At 47.1% G+C, this 19,333-nt stretch carries 14 protein-coding genes and 1 pseudogene; 3 read left to right on the top strand and 12 right to left on the bottom strand.

Annotation, left to right across the window (positions count from 1 at the left end; translation table 11 throughout):
* Window positions 1–7: 7 nt before the first annotated feature.
* The 4 genes from LCF57_RS03685 to LCF57_RS03670 form a co-directional block, all read right to left on the bottom strand.
* Complete coding sequence (locus tag LCF57_RS03685; RefSeq protein WP_225999563.1) at window positions 8–559, bottom strand: DUF2062 domain-containing protein; 552 nt, start codon at window positions 557–559, stop codon at window positions 8–10.
* 191 nt (window positions 560–750) lie between these two features.
* Entirely contained in the window at window positions 751–3,204 is a 2,454-nt protein-coding gene (locus LCF57_RS03680; protein ID WP_225999483.1) for a glycogen/starch/alpha-glucan phosphorylase, read from the bottom strand.
* A 45-nt stretch (window positions 3,205–3,249) separates the two neighbouring features.
* Complete coding sequence (gene glgD, locus LCF57_RS03675; protein WP_225999482.1) at window positions 3,250–4,353, bottom strand: glucose-1-phosphate adenylyltransferase subunit GlgD; 1,104 nt, start codon at window positions 4,351–4,353, stop codon at window positions 3,250–3,252.
* Window positions 4,354–4,376: 23 nt separating this feature from the next.
* Entirely contained in the window at window positions 4,377–5,522 is a 1,146-nt protein-coding gene (locus tag LCF57_RS03670; protein ID WP_264083451.1) for a glucose-1-phosphate adenylyltransferase, read from the bottom strand.
* 260 nt (window positions 5,523–5,782) lie between these two features.
* Here LCF57_RS03670 and LCF57_RS03665 point away from each other — a divergent pair, with 260 nt between their 5' ends.
* Complete coding sequence (locus LCF57_RS03665; protein WP_225999480.1) at window positions 5,783–5,920, top strand: hypothetical protein; 138 nt, start codon at window positions 5,783–5,785, stop codon at window positions 5,918–5,920.
* An 87-nt stretch (window positions 5,921–6,007) separates the two neighbouring features.
* On the opposite strand, the gene LCF57_RS03660 is transcribed toward LCF57_RS03665, so the two are convergent.
* Entirely contained in the window at window positions 6,008–6,820 is an 813-nt protein-coding gene (locus tag LCF57_RS03660; protein WP_225999479.1) for a DUF3891 family protein, read from the bottom strand.
* Between the two features lie 343 nt (window positions 6,821–7,163).
* Between LCF57_RS03660 and LCF57_RS03655 the strand changes: the two genes are divergently transcribed.
* Window positions 7,164–8,054 (top strand): hypothetical protein, encoded by an 891-nt coding sequence (locus tag LCF57_RS03655; protein ID WP_225999478.1) that lies wholly within the window; start codon window positions 7,164–7,166, stop codon window positions 8,052–8,054.
* A 207-nt stretch (window positions 8,055–8,261) separates the two neighbouring features.
* Here the strand turns inward: LCF57_RS03655 and LCF57_RS03650 are convergent, their stop codons facing one another.
* The 4 genes from LCF57_RS03650 to LCF57_RS03635 form a co-directional block, all read right to left on the bottom strand.
* The gene (locus tag LCF57_RS03650) at window positions 8,262–9,119 is read right to left on the bottom strand and encodes a DNA-binding protein (protein WP_225999477.1); all 858 of its coding nucleotides are present in this window, start codon (window positions 9,117–9,119) and stop codon (window positions 8,262–8,264) included.
* A gap of 183 nt (window positions 9,120–9,302) precedes the next feature.
* The gene (locus tag LCF57_RS03645; protein ID WP_225999476.1) at window positions 9,303–9,749 is read right to left on the bottom strand and encodes an acetyltransferase; all 447 of its coding nucleotides are present in this window, start codon (window positions 9,747–9,749) and stop codon (window positions 9,303–9,305) included.
* Window positions 9,750–9,872: 123 nt separating this feature from the next.
* Window positions 9,873–11,372, bottom strand: coding sequence for a UxaA family hydrolase (locus tag LCF57_RS03640; protein ID WP_225999475.1), 1,500 nt, complete (start codon window positions 11,370–11,372; stop codon window positions 9,873–9,875).
* 19 nt (window positions 11,373–11,391) lie between these two features.
* Window positions 11,392–12,885 carry a tagaturonate reductase gene (locus LCF57_RS03635; protein ID WP_225999474.1) on the bottom strand — a complete coding sequence of 498 codons (1,494 nt, stop codon included), beginning with the start codon at window positions 12,883–12,885 and terminating at the stop codon, window positions 11,392–11,394.
* A gap of 324 nt (window positions 12,886–13,209) precedes the next feature.
* Here LCF57_RS03635 and poxB point away from each other — a divergent pair, with 324 nt between their 5' ends.
* Entirely contained in the window at window positions 13,210–14,934 is a 1,725-nt protein-coding gene (gene poxB / locus LCF57_RS03630; RefSeq protein WP_225999473.1) for a ubiquinone-dependent pyruvate dehydrogenase, read from the top strand.
* A 101-nt stretch (window positions 14,935–15,035) separates the two neighbouring features.
* On the opposite strand, the gene LCF57_RS03625 is transcribed toward poxB, so the two are convergent.
* From LCF57_RS03625 to uxaC, 3 genes and pseudogenes are all read right to left on the bottom strand, one after another.
* Window positions 15,036–16,040, bottom strand: coding sequence for a LacI family DNA-binding transcriptional regulator (locus LCF57_RS03625; RefSeq protein WP_225999472.1), 1,005 nt, complete (start codon window positions 16,038–16,040; stop codon window positions 15,036–15,038).
* Window positions 16,041–16,126: 86 nt separating this feature from the next.
* A pseudogene (locus LCF57_RS03620) lies at window positions 16,127–17,415 on the bottom strand (glycoside-pentoside-hexuronide (GPH):cation symporter).
* A gap of 264 nt (window positions 17,416–17,679) precedes the next feature.
* On the bottom strand, window positions 17,680–19,104 hold the full coding sequence (gene uxaC, locus LCF57_RS03615) for a glucuronate isomerase (RefSeq protein WP_225999471.1): 1,425 nt from the start codon (window positions 19,102–19,104) through the stop codon (window positions 17,680–17,682).
* Window positions 19,105–19,333 lie beyond the last annotated feature (229 nt).

The following is a 19,333-nucleotide window of genomic DNA, read 5'->3' as shown; positions in this document are numbered from 1 at the left end:
CACTACGCTATCCATTTTTTAGCAGTCTGGCCGCTGAAAAGGCTGCACCATGACGCAATTTCCGTTTTTCCAGCCGTTTGTGCTGCGAACGATTATACAAGACTTGAATGACAAAATACGAGATAATGCCCAGTACCACACCGAAAATCGACATCCCAATCAGAATGTGCAGCCCTCCGTGCAGCAAGTCTTTGAATACAGACCAGTTGCCATGAAACAGCTCCATAAAAGAATGCTCGTGAAGTCGCCCGCCTCTGACGTGTCCTGGGAAATGGGATGGATAAATCCAAGCCCCAATCTGCTTGGCGAACGGCATCAGCACAATCGGTAAAAAGGTCAGCTTGCCTACAACGTTACCCACAATGGCCGCAGGCATCGAACCGCCGGACAGCCGAACAATGGGATAAAACACAAGGTAGATCAGAGAAGCTGTAGAAATCACAACCATCTCCAGCCCGAAGCCAATGGCAAAGCCCAAGGAGATTTTTTTGACGCCACCGGGCGCACGCAACAGCTTGATAAAATTCAGACGAATCGCCCGCCATATATTTTGGAACATATTATATTTCTTCTTGGATTTATTAGGTTTGAGCCTGTTCGGATTGAGCTTTATCAATAGGAGGACTCCTTTAACAGTACAATTCAAGTTCGGGAATGAGGTTATATAGCCCCCCAACCTTACTTATGTTTATACTGTCATTATAACCCTCAGCGGTCGAAAAGCAATGCTATTCCGCCTGTTTCGCTTTTTTAGGACAAGATTCGCTTGTTGATATCGGTTTCGAGAGGCACAATGTCCCAAATTTCCGCCGCGTACTGCTGAATCGTGCAATCACTCGAAAATTTACCCGAATGAGCCATATTCACAATCGCTCGCCGCGTCCACTCGGACGGATTCCGGTACACCTGCTCCACATAAACCTGTGTATCCACATAGGCTGCGAAGTCCTTTAGCACAAAGTATTCATCATTATGATCGATTAGGGATTGATAAATGGCCTCAAATTCTCGTTCATGCCGCGTAAAAGGGGCATCGTTCACCAGCTGATCCAGCACCTCACGCAGTCTTTCGTCACTGTTAGCTGTTTTACGTGCTGAATACTGGCCGTCCTGAACATATGCTTCGATCTGATCCACCTTTAATCCAAAAATGAACATGTTGGCATCGCCCACCATTTCATGCATTTCAACATTGGCTCCATCCAATGTCCCCAGGGTGAGTGCACCGTTCATCATAAATTTCATATTTCCTGTGCCGGAGGCTTCCTTGCCTGCCGTAGAGATCTGCTCACTGACATCCGCTGCAGGAATAATCAACTCCGCCAGCGAAACTGAATAATTTTCAAGGAAAACCACTTTCAGCTTGTCCCTGACATCCACATCCCGATTGATCGTATCCGCCACATTGTTAATCAGTTTAATCGTCTGTTTGGCGAGAAAATAGCCCGGAGCTGCTTTAGCTCCGAAAATAAACGTACGTGGCACCATATCCAGCGAAGGATTATTTTTGAGCTGGCTGTACAGATGCATAACATGCAAAATATTAAGCAACTGTCGCTTGTAGCCATGCAGCCGTTTGACTTGTACATCAAAAATCGAGGATGTATCCAGTCGGACACCGTGTTTGGCAAACACATGCTCGGCCAGCCTGATTTTATTATTTCGCTTAATCTTCTGAATCCGTTCTTCGAACGACTCGTCCCCACTGTAACGAAGCAGGTCGATTAGCTCGCGTGGACGGGTTCTCCAGCGTGTACCGATCGTTTCATCATACAAGCTTGCCAGCTCAGGGTTCGCGTGCATCAGCCAGCGACGATGGGCAATCCCGTTCGTTTTATTGTTAAAACGACCCGGGTACAGCTCGTGAAACGACTTCATTTCTCGTTCCTTCAAAATTTGTGTGTGCAACGCAGCTACCCCGTTGACGCTGTAGCTGCCGACGATAGCCAAATGGGCCATGCGGATTTGTTCACCGTGAATAATCGCCATTTGTCCAATTTTGATGTCCTGACCTGGATAACGCTCCAGTAGCATAGCGCAATAACGCTTGTTCATTTCTTCAATAATTAAACAAATACGAGGAAGCAGCTCCCGCACCATATTGACAGGCCATTGTTCCAAGGCCTCGCTTAAAATCGTATGGTTGGTATACGAAACCGTCCGGGTCGTAATATCCCATGCTTCGTCCCAGCCCAAGCCCTTCACGTCTATTAGAATACGCATCAGTTCGGGTATAACCAGCGTTGGATGTGTATCGTTAATGTGCAGCGCAATTTTGTCAGGCAACTGGCTGTACGGTAAACGAAGCTTCTCGAATGTACGCAAAATACTTTGCAATCCAGCCGAGCACAAAAAGTACTGCTGCTTCAAGCGAAGCAGCTTGCCCTCATAATTAGAGTCATCCGGGTAGAGAAAGGCCGAGATGGACTCCACCGAGCGGTTATAGTCGAGAAAGCGATAATAGCCACCCTCGCCCCGAATCGGTCCTCGGACGGGATCAAGCGCCGATTCGGCACTCCAAATCCGCAGCGTATTCACCTGTGCGTGGCCATAGCCCACTAGCGGGATATCATACGGAACAGCCCAGACGGTTTCGGCATCCTGAGTCTCGAATATAAGACGACCATCCTGTTCACGAGTCTCCACCCGTCCCCAAAAATGAACCTCGACCTTCTTGTCAGGGCGGCGCTCCTCCCATACATTCCCCTTTTGCAGCCAATAATCCGGCAGTTCTACCTGGTTTCCGTCTACAATCCGCTGCTCAAACAAACCGTACTTATACCGGATGCCGCAGCCATGTCCTGCATAGCCGAGAGATGCCAGTGAATCCATAAAGCAAGCAGCCAGACGACCAAGACCGCCATTCCCCAGCCCGGCATCCGCCTCCTGCTCTTCGATTTCTTCCAAGTCCCAGCCCAATTCTCCCAGGGCTTTCCGAACCATATCCAATACGCCCAAATTCAGCAAATTGCTGCCCAGCAGACGGCCTATCAAAAACTCCAGTGAAAAGTAATAGACCTGCTTCTCTTTTCCTTCTTTATAGGCTTGGTTCGTTTCCGCCCATTTTTTGCCGACCTGTTCGCGGATCATACCGCCCAAAACCTTGTATACGTCCTCCGCCTGAGCTTCCTGCATCGGTTTGCCCAGCCTTCCGACCAGTTGCTTTTGAAAAGCCTGCTTGAATGCTTCTTTATTGCTGAACAAAGGTGTAACCTCCTGTATTTCGGTTTTAAATGCACTATATATCTTCTAAATGACGCTATTCTTGGCAATGACATAAGGAACCTTACTGTCTCCAATCAGAGTCCGTTCCGGTGAAAGCTGCACATCCTTATCCAAAATGACATTCTGGACAATTGCACCCTTACGAATCGTGCATTTTTGCATAATAATCGAGTTGCTTACCCACGCGCCTTCCTCTATCCGTACCCCGCGAAAAAGAATGCTATTCTCAACCTTGCCCCCAATCGTGCAGCCATTGGCGACAAGCGAATGATCCACCTCGGCACTGTGCGTGTAGCGGGTCGGGGCTTCATACTTGATTTTGGTATGCACCAGCTGATTCTGGAACAGCGCTTGATACTGCTGTTGATCCAGCAGCTTCATGCTATTTTTATAGTAACTCTCGACGGAATTAATGACCGCATGATACCCTTCATAGGGATATGCATAAATGCGTAGTCCACTTGGGTTTTTCTGAATCGCATCCCGGAAGAAGTGGCTATCCTGATGGGCGATGCAATGCTTCACCTGATCCAGATACAAGCTTTTGTCCATCACGAACATTTCCAGATAAATATTATGATGATCCTGCTCCTGATGAATGCCGGTCACTCGTCCGTCCTCGGCAATCTCCAACCGTACGCAAGACGCATGCTCAGCTTCGAGCTGCTCTGTAGCTTTGTAGACGAGGGTAACGTCTGCATTCTTTTCCCGATGATAACGATGTACATCCTCAATATTAACCTTGTTGACATGCTGCGTTCCTGCGTGCACAACGGTTTGCCCGGCTGAGCGATGAAAAAAGTCCAGGTTGTTGTGCACATGCTGCAAATCCCCGCGTGAACCATCTGTCGGATCATTCCAGTCCGGCGGCAAAATAAACAGCCCTCCTCGTCTGCGGTCCAAATCCCAAGGCCGTCCTTCGCCCAGATGATCCAGCAGCGAACGGTATTTGCGGCGGATGAACAATGCAATATCATGCACCCCTGCATGCATCATGTTGGATAAGGTAAAATCAATGAGCCGGTATCGACTGGCAAAGGGAACTGCGGCCCCGCACCGGAAATAGGTTAACTCCTTCAACTGATCCAATTCGTGATCCAGGTTGATCACTCCAATGAGTCGGCTCATAGCGGACACCGTCCTTATCCGGGTTATATTCGTGCATGAAGCTTGCTTTCCTGATCGAACAAAATAACCTCATTCGAGCTATCCTCAGATCCAATGACCGTGTTGTCATCAATAACGACGTTTTCGTTCACGATAGCCCGGTGAATGCGTACATTGCGTCCAATTTTTACATTCGGCATAATGACAGACTCGGTAATAACGCTGTCCCTGCCTACTTCGACCCCATAGAACAGCACAGAATGCCTTACTTCTCCGTCTACCATGCAGCCTTCATTTACGATGCTGTTTTTCAGGACCGCTCGCTGGGTGATGTACTGAGCCGGTTGATTTGGACTGCGGGTATAGATACGCCAGAAAGGGTCATTCAAATCCAATGGCGGGTCCTGAGCCAGAAGGTCCATGTTAGCCTCCCACAAGCTCTGAATCGTTCCCACATCCTTCCAGTAGCCAGCAAACGGATATGCATACAGCGACCGCCCATGCTGGAGCAGCATCGGAATGATATCCTTGCCAAAATCATGCGAGGATTCAGAATCGCTTGCGCTTTCCAGCAGATAGCGACGCAGTACCTCCCATTTGAAGAAATAAATGCCCATCGAGGCCAATGTACTTTTCGGCTGTTCCGGCTTCTCCTCAAAGTCGTATATTTTCAGGTCATCGTCCGCGTTTAGTATCCCGAATCGTTTGGCTTCCTGAATCGTGACGTCGATGACAGAAATCGTGCAGTCTGCTCCCTTTTCCTTGTGATAGTCGAGCATGAGACTGTAGTCCATTTTGTAGATGTGATCCCCTGACAAAATCAGTACGTGCTCCGGGTCATATTGATCCAAAAAATGCAGGTTACGGTAAATCGCATCCGCAGTACCTCTATACCAATTATTCCCGTCTTCTTTTTCATGCGGAGGCAATACGAAAACTCCTCCATCCAGGCGATCCAAATCCCAGTCGCTGCCTACGCCGATGTACGAATGAAGCACCAACGGTTCGTACTGGGTTAACACGCCTACCGTGTCGATACCAGAATGGGCGCAATTGCTAAGGGGGAAATCAATGATGCGGTAGGTTCCTCCAAAAAATACAGCCGGTTTGGCAAGTGTCCGGGTCAGTCCTTTGAGTCTTTTGCCCTGTCCGCCGGCAAGCAGCATGGCAACCACTTCCTTCTTTCTCATCACAAAGACCTCCCTGTCATGTGCGTCTGAAGCAATTGCGGCTGGATATTTTTGATAATATCCATTAAACGTGAAAAGACACTCGTAATCGTTTCATTGCCGATGGAGCGGGTAAGATTTCATGGAAAGGGTAAAATCATAGTTATGCGGAACAAGCGCAAGGAAGCACTAAATCGTAAAATCTCGTTCATCATTTCACATTTTGGATTCATTTACATCGTTGGTGGTGTAACAGCATGATCATTAAGGAGGTGTTATTCATGAAAAATAAAAAATGGGCGGTAGCCGCATTGGGAATGGGTGTTACGTATCTGATGAGAAATAAAGGGGCACGCGATAAGGTACTGAACAAAGTACAGACTTTCGTCAACCGCGCGAAAACATCTACAAAATCTTAAAGCTTTAAAGCAAGAAAAAAACGAGCCTCTCTGAGTGGGTTTATTTCAGGGAGGCTTTGCGCTGTCCGGAACCGTATCGGAAGACGGTCAGGCATTCTCCTTGTGTTTTTCTACTCCCATGATATGTTCAACGGTAAAGGTTCGATGCTTCCATTCGGAGGAACGGTAGGCTTGCAGAAGACCTGAAGTATGAATTTGCTCTTTGTCCACCTTCTTAAAGGTATGAGTAATCCCCACCTTGCCTTTAAAAGGAAAATAGGAAAGACCCACCGTCTGATCCGATAACCATTCGGCCCGAACCCGCCCGCCTTCATGGCGAACAGCCGGGAAACTCAAACCATCAGCAAACCATTCATAATCTGCCGCAGGCGTCCCTGGCTGCCGGCTGCACAGAAACAGACTCAATTCATCGCAGAACAACATTCTGCGCACATCTGTACGCACCTGGTGTTCGAAGGTGACGCCACCTGCCAGCTCCTGTTTGAGCCTGTGTCGACGCTGTTCCTCCACCTCCTGATAAGCACGCGTAATCTGCTTGTCCTGAGCATTTTCATGCTCAGTCCGTCCGACCAGCTCCTTGTACATCAAGCTGCACAGCAGCGCCGCATACGAATTCACTTGCTCCACTTCATCAATCCCCAGATGATAGAACACAAAACGAGGACTGAGCGGAAAATCAATAAACGTATAAGGTGCAGATACACGATCATTCCAGAAAGGAGCAGCGTCTAACTTAATCCAACCCCGGTCATGCTCCTTAGCTGCATATACAAAATCCTGCTTATGCCGTCGATTCTTGAAGGCACTCTCTTCCCATTGTGAAGCCAGCTCACCTGAAATGTGGGCATGGTCATGCTGCGTCGTCATTACATATGCTTGGTCCGTTTCATAAATAACCATATGTTCTCCCCTTCCGTTTGGCGATTCATCTGATATGTGTACAAACTTTCTGATCGAAGGACATGGTTATACTTACACTCATTATATCAGGATCAAGGTAAAAAGGCAGTGAAGTTTTCTCCACCCTTACTTCCCATTACCGCTTAATTCCTCACTCAAAACTGCTTCTTTATGATCCCTTCCATTTTCAGAACCATGTTGTTAAAGAACACGACATGGACACTAAATATTCATAAATATAATATCATCTGAATGAATTTACGAAAAAGACTATCAGATGGTACGATAAGACTATATGATATTCCAATCATTACCTATGTACCTAAATCAGGAGGATTACAAAATGGAAGAATTAGTTCGTTCGATTCAAAAACAGGTGCGATTCAAAAAGGGCGTTTGCTGGCTGGCGATCATCATGTTTGGTCTGTGCACCTTAGTTGGCCTCGCAACTCAAGAATGGCTTATGACGTTCCTTTCGCTTGGGATGACAGTTCTAGCAATCTATGTGTTAACACTGATGCGTGGCATGAAAAAGTTTACCAAGGAGTATCAACCGGGAAAAGGCTATGGTTATTATCGCCGTACGGTTCAACAAAAGCTGCGTTATCTCACTTGGGCGCAGTGGCTGGCGGGTGCCTTTATCATCTTGATGATCTTTGTGTTCGACACCCGGCCAACCTCTTTTCTCATAGTCATCCTTGCTATTCTGACGATTCAGTTCAGTATTAAGAAACGGATTAAAAATCATCAGGAGCCGGATGCCGCCGAACTGGATGGGTTTGTACGGATGGGGATGATTTCTCCGCAGGAACAACCGATTGGAGTGTATAAGGATTTTGTACATCTAACCCATACATTTCGCGGTAATCAAATTGTTATCGTTACGGACAAGCGACTGATTTCTGTGTTTGTGGAGGAGCAGGGACGTGCGGTGAAAACAGAAATGCTGCTCTCGGGTATAAACAAGGTACGAGTAATCGGTACCGGCTTTCAGGGTAAAGGAATATTGCTGTCTGTGAGCAACCGTGACCATAACGAGCTTCACATTCATATGGTCGGGAAAAGTATTTTCTTTTCTCCAGAGCAGTTCATAGGTTCCTTATTGCGAGCACTGGATGCAGCACTAAAAAGCGGGACATATCGTACAGAAGAAACATTCCCAGCTTACCAGCAAACGCGGATTTCATTGCACCCCTCAGAACAGGGTCTCCTACATAAGTCTACAATGGCTTAAATAAACGCCAAATAGCAAGTAAGCCCGGATCATAATGAGCTTGCTTGCTATTTGGTGTGTTTTACATCAAATTCTTAACATCAAATTTTTCGCATCTAATCTATACCTGCTAAAAAATTTTTGTTCTACTTAACTTCTACCTATTAATGATTGGCTCCATGATAGAATACCGAGATGAGGTCATGACTTGTAACAAACACCACCAAGCTAAACAGACTGAGCGACAGAGGCCGTGAAATCAATTTTTTCATCCTTTAACACTCCTTTTAATATAGTTATATATTGGTCTTGCTGTGTTGCTGTAGCTTGGGTTCGAAAAATCTCAAATATAGCGGTACATTTTCTAAACTCATGCTCATGTTCCATACCCAGGGTATCTGACAGCATGAGGGATTGCAGAATATAATCCAATGCAGCTGTAACCTGTTGTTGCTTGATATAGTAGAGAGCCAGTTGATAGCAGAAGCGAAAATAATAAGATACGTTTACAGGCTCTTCAAAATATTTGAAATCATCAATTTGTTCGGCAAAGGATTGAAGTATATCCTCTAAAGGGTAGTCATACCTGTATGCCCCCTCTACGATGGAAAGGAGCCCTGGTAACAGTTCTTCTGGATCGTCTCGAAGAAATTGGACGTAATCCTCCAGCACTTCAGAATGGCCGGATAAAATATCCAGGGCATACAGATTGGCTCTGGCGGCATGGCGATAATATTCAACCTCTGCTTCACCATACTGATCAAGACCATTAAACCAGCCCAATTCCGCATATTTTTCGATACAATCTCGGGCGGCTTCATAATTGCCCTGTTTTTGGAAGGCCATGCCTTTCATAAGATGACTGTAGCCGTAATAATATACTAGCGGCCGTTTGCTATGTATGAGTTGTACAGGCTTCTTGCGTGCTTTATAAAGCTGCAGCTCCTGATACTTTTGACTGGCATGGTTGTACAGATGATCACATAAAGCAATCATGTTGGCTCCGTCTGCAAATGAAAATGACAGCTTAATCATGTTAACAAGTGTGTCCAGATCTGTGATATGGGAGTGAACAAGATCATCCACCCTCCCCACCTCCTTGTCCGACTTTTAATACTTATCAAACAAAAACATGATCTACCTTCCATCTAAAATATAACTTAATTACGTATTTATTACGTAATTAAGTTATACCATAAAATCAAACGTGTGGCAACAAAATTATGATAACATATTCCAGTTATGAACATGGGGGCGGATGTCCTTCGTTTACTGGTTCCACTCCATATGAAGCAAAGGAAATGCCCGACCTGATCCATCCAGTTCGGATCGCCCTGTTTGGACAAAGCCGAGATGCTTGTAAAATGCATGCGCTTTCTCATTTTGCTCATTTACGTCCACTTTGAGGTGTGTACCTTTTATTTTCCCGGCATGTTGGATGAGCCGACTGCCTATGCCCTGCCCATGCAACTCAGGATCGACAAATAGCATCTCTATTTTGGGCCCGTCCAGCCCGATAAACCCTGTTAGACCTTGACTTTCATTCCATGCCATCCAAATTTCGACTTCTCTAAGGGCGCCATTGCGCACGATATGATGATAAAATTGGATATCCTCTTCCTCTAAAAAAGTGTGTGTCCGGCGTACAGCCCGGTGCCAAATATCTACGAGCTGATCATGATTTTCTTCACGATAAGCTACAATTGCATTTTGCACTGTATTTCCTCCTATTCTGACGCGATTCGGTGTGTTTCCCCTAAAGTCTACCATGCCTATTTAGAGATATACAGCGTAAAAAGGAAACGGAATAAATTCCGCCTCCCGATGTGTTCCAAGCTTCTACAACGTCACGCCGTTTTTAAAAATAGCAAGCTCCCTGAAATTGTTTTTCTCATTGTTAACCCAGGTTCCGCTGGCTACATCGACAATGTAATCCACAAAGTTACGGAGCGCATCTTCCATACTGACATCCTCCACCAATGAACCGGCGTTGTAGTCGATCCAATGGGGCTTAGCCTGATAGAGAGGTGAGTTGGTCGATACCTTCATCGTCGGAACAAATGAGCCAAAAGGCGTGCCGCGTCCGGTTGTGAAAATAACGAGCTGGCAGCCCGCTGCTGCGAGTGCCGAAGAAGCAACCAGGTCGTTCCCTGGTGCGCTGAGCAGGTTAAGTCCTTTGGTCTTGAGACGCTCCCCGTACTGAATCACATCGGTGACCGTGGAAGAGCCGGATTTTTGCGTACAGCCCAGTGATTTATCCTCCAGTGTCGTGATGCCCCCTGCTTTATTGCCCGGTGACGGATTTTCATATACTGGCTGCTTGTAATCCAGAAAGTATTGTTTAAAATCGTTAATCAGATGTACAATCTTCCCGAATACTTGCTCATCGGCAGCACGCTCCATTAAAATGGTCTCCGCGCCGAACATTTCAGGCACCTCAGTCAGCACCGTCGTTCCACCCTGCGCCGCCATATAATCCGACAGTCGTCCGAGCAGCGGATTGGCAGTAATGCCCGACAAGCCGTCAGAGCCGCCGCATTTCAAGCCAATGTTCAGTTCGGATAAAGGCACAGGCTCACGCCGATCCTCTTGCGCAGCCGCAAAAATTTCATGCAGTAGCCGTACCCCTTCCTCCACCTCATCCGATACTTCCTGAGACAGCAAAAACTTTACCCGCTCCGCGTCATATTCACCGATAGCTTCCTTGAATTCCTTCATTTCGTTGTTCTCGCAGCCCAAACCAAGCACAAGTACACCGCCCGCGTTTGAGTGCTTCACGGCATCAACTAAAATCGTGCGTGTATATGCATGATCGTCCCCAAGCTGAGAACAACCATAGTTATGCTTGAGCACAAGTGCATTTTCAAAAGGCGAAATATCGCCCACTGCCTGCTTGAAGCGGTTCAAAATAAGCTCGGCAATCCCGTTCACACAACCGACCGTTGGGACAATCCACAACTCATTGCGAATCCCCACACGACCGTCCTTACGTCGAAAGCCTTGAAATGTCCGGTTCTCCTGTTCATATAAAAGAGGCGCTGGCTTAGGATTGTAGGTGTATTCCTCGACGCCCGTCAGATTTGTCTTCGTATTATGCGTGTGCACATGCTGCCCGGCCTGAATGGGCTGAATGGCATGACCGATGGGATATCCGTATTTCAGCACGTGCTCACCTTCAGATATGTTCTGCAGCGCAATTTTATGCCCGCGCGCCACATCCTCGGCCAGCTCCACGCGCTGATCTTCTTGTTCCCCCCACGCTAGTGTCTCTCCCCGCTTATAATCACGCAGAGCAACAACCACGTTATCTTGATCATGTATTTGAATGAATTCCAGCATTCCGGTTTCTCCTCCTTGCTTATGCTCTGGGTACGCTTTTCCCGGTTAGAGATTCCAGCGTCTCCTTTATTCCTCTGCTTGTCATTTCATACACGTGCTGTGCCGTCTGTTCAGTCAGCCCTTCGACCTGGTTCAGGTCTTGACCCCACCATGCCTGCTTGCCAAGTACCTGTTCGGTTAATTGCTTCGCCCCGGCAAGGCTTCCGTCATATCTACTCCACAGCTCACCAAACGCACCCAATACTTCTGCTTCGTCTGCCAGGGCGATTGGCTCACCGTTTCTGTCTCCCCGGTAAAATACGAGCAGGGACGCCAGCGAAAATACTATTTTGGCAGGCAGTACCTTATGCTGCTTCACATACTGTAGCAAGGACGGCAAGTTACGTGTCTTGAACTTGGACACCGAATTCAGAGCAATGCTCATGACATAATGATTTACAAATGGATTACGGAAACGTTCAATAACATCGTCGGCATATAAATTCAATTCCGCTTCCGGGGAGTCCAGTGTCGGAATAATTTCTTCTCGAATCAGCGATTGGATAAAAGCGCCCATAACATCATGCTCGACCGCCTGCCCCACCGTATCCAGACCATATAAATAAGCGACAGGTGTAAGCGCCGTATGCGCCCCATTCAAAATGCGCACCTTGCGTGTACGATAGGGTGCCATATCGTCGACAATCAGCACATTCAATCCCGCCAAATGAGCTGGCAGTTCTTCCTTCAGCCATTGCGGTCCTTCAATGACCCACAGATGATACTGTTCGCCCACAACCACCAAATCGTCCTTGTAGCCCAATTCGGTTTGGATTTCATGAATCCGGTCTCTGGGATAACCAGGTACAATCCGGTCTACCAAACTATTGCAGAATGTATTTGCTTCCTCAAGCCATGCTGTAAATTCAGCCCCAAGCCCCCATTGATCAGCATATCTCAGCACAATCTCCTTGAGCGCATCACCATTGCGGTCGATCAGCTCGCACGGAATGATCACCAGTCCCTTACTTTGATCGCCGCCGAAAAATTGAAAGCGCTTGTACAGTAAAGCAGCCAGCTTTCCTGGAAAGCTCTTTTGCGGACGATCTTCCAGCCGATCCTCTGGCACATAAGCGATCCCTGCCTCCGTCGTGTTCGATACGACAAAGCGAAGCTCAGGCTTTTGGGATAACGCCTCGTATTCAACAAAATCTGAGCCGTATGGATTGATCCCGCGAGCTACACACTCCACAACTGTGTGCTCCTTCATGGCTTGCCCATCCTTAATCCCTTCGAGAATGACCGTATACAGGCCATCCTGCTCGCTCAGCTTCTCCACCATGCCTCCTGGCTGCGGTTGTACGATCACAACACCCGTATTCCATTCTGCCAGCTTATTCATTTTGTCGAATTGCCAGTCTACAAACGCACGCAGGAAGTTTCCTTCCCCGAATTGCAGCACCCTCTCAGGATACGGCTCTGCTACAATAAAGCTTTTTCTGTTTAATTGGTCTAATTCATCTACTTGTTTCACCCGGAGTAACCTCCCACTATTACCATTATGATTGCAAGGTTATTTTATCACAATGCACACGTGAACAAAATAGTTTTCTCAACATTTTTAGTTTTTATAAATTTTAATGACAATAATATGAACACGTTAACATATGTGGTTACACAACAAACGTTCGTCTATCCCCCTCCTTCTGCTGTTTCGCACTGATACAAGACGGTTAAGGCTAACTATCACCCTCTCCCGCGAGCTTGTTCTTATATACATTTTCAACAGAATAAATGCAAGAAGGCACGGGCAGGATAACGTTACTTACTAGACAAAGGCTAGGCAGGAGGAACTTCTATGAAGACAATCGCGGATACCATTGTACAAGTTTTGGTCAACGCAGGAATCAAACGAATTTATGGCATTGTTGGAGATTCTTTAAATAATATGGTTGATTCCATCCGCAGTAATGGTCAAATTGAATGGATTCATGTAAGGCACGAAGAGGTCGCTGCCTTTGCAGCCGGAGCGGATGCTGGCCTTAGTGGAAGCATTGCTGTATGTGCCGGAAGCAGTGGTCCCGGAAACCTGCATCTGATTAACGGGCTATATGATTGCCACCGCAATCGGGTACCTGTACTCGCTATTGCAGCCCATATTCCAAGCGACGAGATCGGAAGCGAATACTTTCAGGCTACACATCCCGAGCATCTTTTCGGAGAATGCAGTCACTTCTGTGAGGTGATTACGACACCTCGGCAAGTTCCAAGGACAGTAACCATGGCCATTCAACAGGCAGTTTCACGTTCAGGTGTCTCCGTCATTGTTCTTCCCGGTGATGTAGCAGCCTTGGAGGCGGAAAAGGTACCTGTGCCCGAACATGTCTACCATCCTACAGCACCAGTTGTGCATCCGTCACCTTCCGAAATTTCCCGGCTGGCCGAGTATTTGAATAAAGGCAGACGAATTACTTTACTCTGCGGGGCCGGCTGTGCGCAATCTCATGAATTGCTCATGCAGCTGTGCGACAAGCTAAAATCACCCATGGTATCCGCTTTGCGAGGCAAGGAATATCTCGAATATAACAATCCTTATTATGCAGGCTTGACCGGACTGATCGGATATTCCTCCGGGTACCATGCGATGATGGATTGTGACGTCCTGCTCATGCTTGGAACTGATTTTCCTTACAGACAATTTTATCCCGAAAATGCGATAGTGCTGCAGGTAGATATAGAGCCCGCCCACCTCGGCAGACGCACTCCTTTAACCTATGGTTTATGCGGGGATGTAAAAGCAACACTAGAGATGCTGCTTCCTCATTTAACGTCAGAGCATGAGTCCAAGCATCTGGAAAAAGCCGTTTCACACTATACCAAGGTCCGTCGGGAGCTGGATGAACTGGCGGCTGGTAAACCAAGCCATACACCGATCCATCCGCAATATCTCACCAGGGTCATTAGTGATGCTGCTCAGGAAAATGCCATTTTCACCTGTGATGTCGGTACGCCCACGGTGTGGGCAGCACGTTATTTGCAGATGAACGGTCAGCGGCGGCTTATCGGTTCCTTCAACCATGGGACGATGGCAAACGCACTGCCGCAAGCGATTGGAGCACAGGCCACTCAGCCTGCTCGGCAGGTGATTTCCCTGTCGGGCGATGGCGGACTCACGATGCTGATGGGCGATCTGCTTACCCTAAAGCAGCATCAATTGCCTGTAAAAGTCATTGTTTTCAATAATGGTGCTCTTGGCTTTGTCGAGCTGGAAATGAAAGCGGCCGGATTCCTGGAAAGTGGCACCGAGCTGGTTAACCCTGATTTTGGCGCTGTAGCGCAAGCCATGGGACTCAAGGGCATCAGGGTTGAATATCCATCCATGCTAGAGGATGCCATTCAGCAAGCATTGGCCTATGACGGCCCTGTGGTGGTGGACGTGGTGGTAAACCGACAGGAGCTATCCATGCCGCCTAAAATTAATCTAAAACAAGCACAAGGCTTTACACTGTGGATGATGAAAGCAGTGCTGAACGGACGCGGTGACGAGATTGTTGAACTGGCGAAAACTAATCTTTTACGTTAAATACCAACGAAGCAGCACGATTTCAACAAAAATAGGGACAGGAACAGCGCTTGATGCACTGGACCTGCCCCTTTTGGCCTGCCTGTATTCAAAAACGATACTCAGCGTAGTCTCTCTGCCGTTGATTTCCGCTTCATGAGCGCAGTCTCCATAAATATAAGCTCGCCCTCGCTCGACGGCGACTGAATCCGTTCGAGAATGCACTCAGCTCCGCGCGCGCTAATCTGCTCTATCGGTCTTTTGACCGTCGTTAACGGCGGGGTCGTATACATGGAGAAGCCGATATCGTCAAAACCAATAATAGATACGTCCTCAGGTACCTTCAAGCCGTTTTCAAATACGGCATTCATCGCACCGATGGCCATATCATCGTTCGAGCAAAATACTGCGGTCGGCGGCTCTTGCAAGGAAAGCAGCCGCTTCATCGCCTGGCTTCCGCTTTCGGTATCGTAATGACCCTGTACGATGTATTCGTGTCGAATCGGCTTACCCTTATCAATCAGCGCATTCATGAAACCCTCGCGGCGTTGCTGGGTAGACTTGAAGCCTTCCACCCCTTCAATGATCGCGATGCGTTCGTGTCCGCTTTCAATGAGAAAGGAAACCGCCGCATAGGACCCTTCCTTGTCATTGGAAATCACGTTCACGATGCCAGCTCCGGACACCTGCCGGTTCAGCACAACAAGCGGAATGCCCTGACCAAGCACATGATAAATAAACGGGTTGTCCGCTTCGCTTTGACTCATCAGAATGATGCCATCAAATCGCTTGCGGTGAATGGCCGAAAAATCGGTGTAGTCGTCAATTCCCCGCACAAACAGATTGTAATCCACCCCGATGACATGATTCACTCCACGGATGGTATCCGCAAAGAAGCTGGAGCTGGTGCCTTCTGAAATACTGGTAAAAAACAAGCCTATCGTATGCGAGCGCTGGAGAACAAGGCTCTTCGCGTTAAAGTTTGGAATATAATTCAATTGCTCTGCCAATTCCATTATTTTGCGTTTCGTATCTTCTTTAATCAGCGGGCTATTGTTAAGCGCCCGGGAGACGGTTGTATGGGAAACATTAGCCAATTTGGCAATGTCTTTAATGGTAGCTGCCATATACGTATCCTTTCTTTAGTGAGGCTCTAAAAAATTATATACTCACCATACCACAGGAGCCGCCCGGAAAAGAAGACTTTCACAAATTATACGCGGTTTTCCGCATGTCGACGCTGTAAGTCTTGAACCATTTCTGCATGTCTGCTGTCAGTCAGCTTATACATTTTACCGATGACCAGCATGGCCAAAGCCAGAGCAATAGCCGGATAGAGACAAAGCAAGGCCTTGATCCCGAGCAGTGTTCCGGAGGACTGAACTACATTCGGAACATATCCTACTAGCGCCAGTCCAATACCCGATAGAAAGCCGGACAAGGATTGAGCCAGCTTGCGCGAAAAATTGAACAGTGAATACGTAATCCCTTCCTTCCGCTCTCCGGATGACCATTCGCCGTAATCAATGATATCGGAGACAAATGCCCAGGTAACTCCGTTAGGAATACTATACCAATGAACGAAATACTGGCCAGAATTGTAAAAATATATACATTTGAAGGCATAAAAAAGTTTACGGAGTCGGCAATGACACTAACCAGCATCCCGAATATGGCTGTTTTTCGTTTACCAAAACGCCGCACCAACTTGGGCAGGAATAACACACCCAGCAACGACGAACCAATAATAATAAAATTCATATAAGCCATTAACTCTACATGCCCCAAATTATATTCGGCAAAATAGATCAGCAGTGCGGACTTGATATTGTACGCGGATATGGTGAAAATCGTCATTAAAACGAGTACCAGCAAGGGCTTGTTATTCGTAAAGGTGTGTACGATAACGCCTATAGATAGCTTCTCCTTTGGTCCGGACTGACTAATAATGCGTTCTTTCGTTCCTCGATAACATATAATGAAAGCGATCACACCAATGAGTGACATAATTCCCATCACAACCGGATATCCAACATGATGATTGGGAAACAGCAAAATCAGCGGCATGACAATGACACTGGTTACAAATAATGCCCCTAGTGAGCCCGCCTGACGGAAAGAAGACAAGGAGGCACGCTGAATGGTATCCTGCGTAATGGCCGCACCCAGTGAGCCATATGGAATATTGACAATAGAATAGCCAATTCCCCAGATCATATAGGACGCATAAGCGTAAATGAGTTTACCTGTAGGTGAAATATTGGGTGAAATAAAGGTGAGAATCGTAAGAATCGCAAGGATAACGCTTCCAATGATGAGAAAAGGTCTGAATTTTCCACGCGAACCGATATGCTTGCGATAATCAACAAAGGACCCGACAACCGGATCACATACGGCGGCAAACAGCTTGCTGACCAAAAAAATGCCTGCGGCTGCTCCTGCTGAAACACCTGCCACATCCGTAAAAAATTTCAGCAGATACAACTGTCCCAAATCAAACATGAATCCGTTCCCAAAGTCACCCATACCGTAAGAAATCTTTTCTTTCAGGCTAATGTGCTCGCCAGTCTTGTTGTCAGTTAGGACGCTCTCCTGTACGATAGGCACTCCCATACCTACTCACTCCTCTTCATTTGTGATTTAATTCACATGATTGCTTGATATCTATCCTGTTGTTAATCGCTCTTACCAGGTCTTTTGAACCAGCTTCCTGGCAAGAGCATCTTTTTTATGAAGTTCGTAAACTATTACCTTGACATAACAGTGTCACTTGCTATGAACAACAGTAGGGAAATTAAAATATTGCTCGGCGTTATTGTAGCAAATATTTTGTACCATGCCTCCGAGCAGCTCCAGATCCTTAGGCGCCTTGCCCTCCTGAACCCACGTTCCGATCAGATCACAGAGTATACGTCGGAAGTATTCGTGGCGTGTGTAGGACAGGAAGCTGCGAGAATCCGTCAGCATGCCGATAAAACGGGACAGCACCCCGTGGTTGGCCAGCAGCTTCATCTGCTCCTGCATGCCTTCGATATGGTCGTTAAACCACCATGCAGTGCCAAACTGAATTTTCCCCACCGTTCCACCGGATTGAAAGCAGCCCGCGAGACTTGCCAGCACGGGGTAATCACCCGAATTAAGCGAGTACAAAATTGTTCGCGGCAATCCTCCTGTCAGCTCCTGCGCGTCCAGCAATGCCCCCAGTGAGCGGGCGATGGAGCCGTCATTTACGGCATCGTAGCCGGTATCCGGTCCCAGATGACGGAACATGGCGGTATTATTGTTGCGCAGCGCGTGAATGTGGTACTGCATGGCCCAGCCAAGCTCTGCATACTGCTTTCCGAGGAATACCAGCACGTATGATTTATATTTTGCCTCCTCTAATGGAGTCACACGACCTTCTGTCAGCGCCTTGCTGAATATGGCTGCCGCTTCTTCCCGTGTCGCTTTCTCGTAGACTACAGTGTCCAGCGCATGATCGGATACCCGTCCTCCAGCAGCATGGAAATGGCGCACCCGGCTCGCCAGCGCATTCAAAAATCCTTCAAAGCCGGAAACATTCAGGCCGCTGACCTCGCCCAACCGGGCCACCCAAGGCTGGAAGGTTTCACGATTAATTTCCAGAGCTTTGTCCGGGCGGAAGCTTGGCAGTACAGCCACTGGAAAATCGCTCAGCTTGCTGATTTGTTTATGGTATTCAAGATGGTCCGTCGGATCATCTGTGGTGCACACAACAGTTACCTTTGAATTCACAATCAGATCACGTGCCCCAAAGCCCTGTCCCTGCAGCTTTTGGTTTACTTTCTGCCAGATCAAAGGTGCGTTCTGTTCATTTAGCAGCTCATTGACACCAAAAAAGCGTTGAAGCTCCAAATGCGTCCAATGATACAGTGGGTTACCGATCAGTGTAGGTACAGTTTTGGCCCAAGCCAAAAACTTGTCATAATCTTCAGCATCCCCCGTAATCAGGCGTTCCTCTACTCCATTGGCCCGCATAAGTCTCCACTTGTAATGATCTCCGTACAGCCAAGCTTCCGTAATGTTCTTGAACTTTTTATTTTCGTAAATTTCCTGCGGACTTAAATGACAATGATAGTCGATAATCGGCATATCCTTGGCGTACTGATGATACAAAATTTCAGCTGTGGGATTACTTAACAAAAAGTTTTCATCTAAAAATGCTTTAGTCATTACTCTCTCATCCCTTCTATAATCATCTTTCCAACTAAATTGTTAACGTTAACAAAAATGTTTTCATTCTACCTATTATTTGGCAATAGCATTCTGCATAACTTAACAGGTCACGTTATTATACAAGATAATGTATCTATATTACGATTCCTGCTTGTCATATCACCCTGGATTATTTCACCTTAAATTTAATGTTTACGTTAACAACAATTACATTGTAACCGCTATC

It is taken from the genome of Paenibacillus sp. BJ-4 (assembly GCF_020404765.1).
In the GTDB taxonomy this organism is placed as follows: domain Bacteria; phylum Bacillota; class Bacilli; order Paenibacillales; family Paenibacillaceae; genus Paenibacillus.
The sequence above is the reverse complement of the archived record's forward strand: the minus strand, read 5'-3'. Positions and strand labels throughout refer to the sequence as shown.

Excerpts from the sequence above, each read along its gene's own strand:
- LCF57_RS03660 (WP_225999479.1), bottom strand. The coding sequence starts at position 6,820 with ATGGTTATTTATGAAACGGACCAAGCATATGTAATGACGACGCAGCAT.
- LCF57_RS03665 (WP_225999480.1), top strand. The coding sequence starts at position 5,783 with ATGAAAAATAAAAAATGGGCGGTAGCCGCATTGGGAATGGGTGTTACG.
- LCF57_RS03655 (WP_225999478.1), top strand. The coding sequence starts at position 7,164 with ATGGAAGAATTAGTTCGTTCGATTCAAAAACAGGTGCGATTCAAAAAG.
- LCF57_RS03670 (WP_264083451.1), bottom strand. The coding sequence starts at position 5,522 with ATGAGAAAGAAGGAAGTGGTTGCCATGCTGCTTGCCGGCGGACAGGGC.
- LCF57_RS03685 (WP_225999563.1), bottom strand. The coding sequence starts at position 559 with ATGTTCCAAAATATATGGCGGGCGATTCGTCTGAATTTTATCAAGCTG.
- LCF57_RS03640 (WP_225999475.1), bottom strand. The coding sequence starts at position 11,372 with ATGCTGGAATTCATTCAAATACATGATCAAGATAACGTGGTTGTTGCT.
- glgD (WP_225999482.1), bottom strand. The coding sequence starts at position 4,353 with ATGAGCCGACTCATTGGAGTGATCAACCTGGATCACGAATTGGATCAG.
- poxB (WP_225999473.1), top strand. The coding sequence starts at position 13,210 with ATGAAGACAATCGCGGATACCATTGTACAAGTTTTGGTCAACGCAGGA.
- LCF57_RS03625 (WP_225999472.1), bottom strand. The coding sequence starts at position 16,040 with ATGGCAGCTACCATTAAAGACATTGCCAAATTGGCTAATGTTTCCCAT.
- uxaC (WP_225999471.1), bottom strand. The coding sequence starts at position 19,104 with ATGACTAAAGCATTTTTAGATGAAAACTTTTTGTTAAGTAATCCCACA.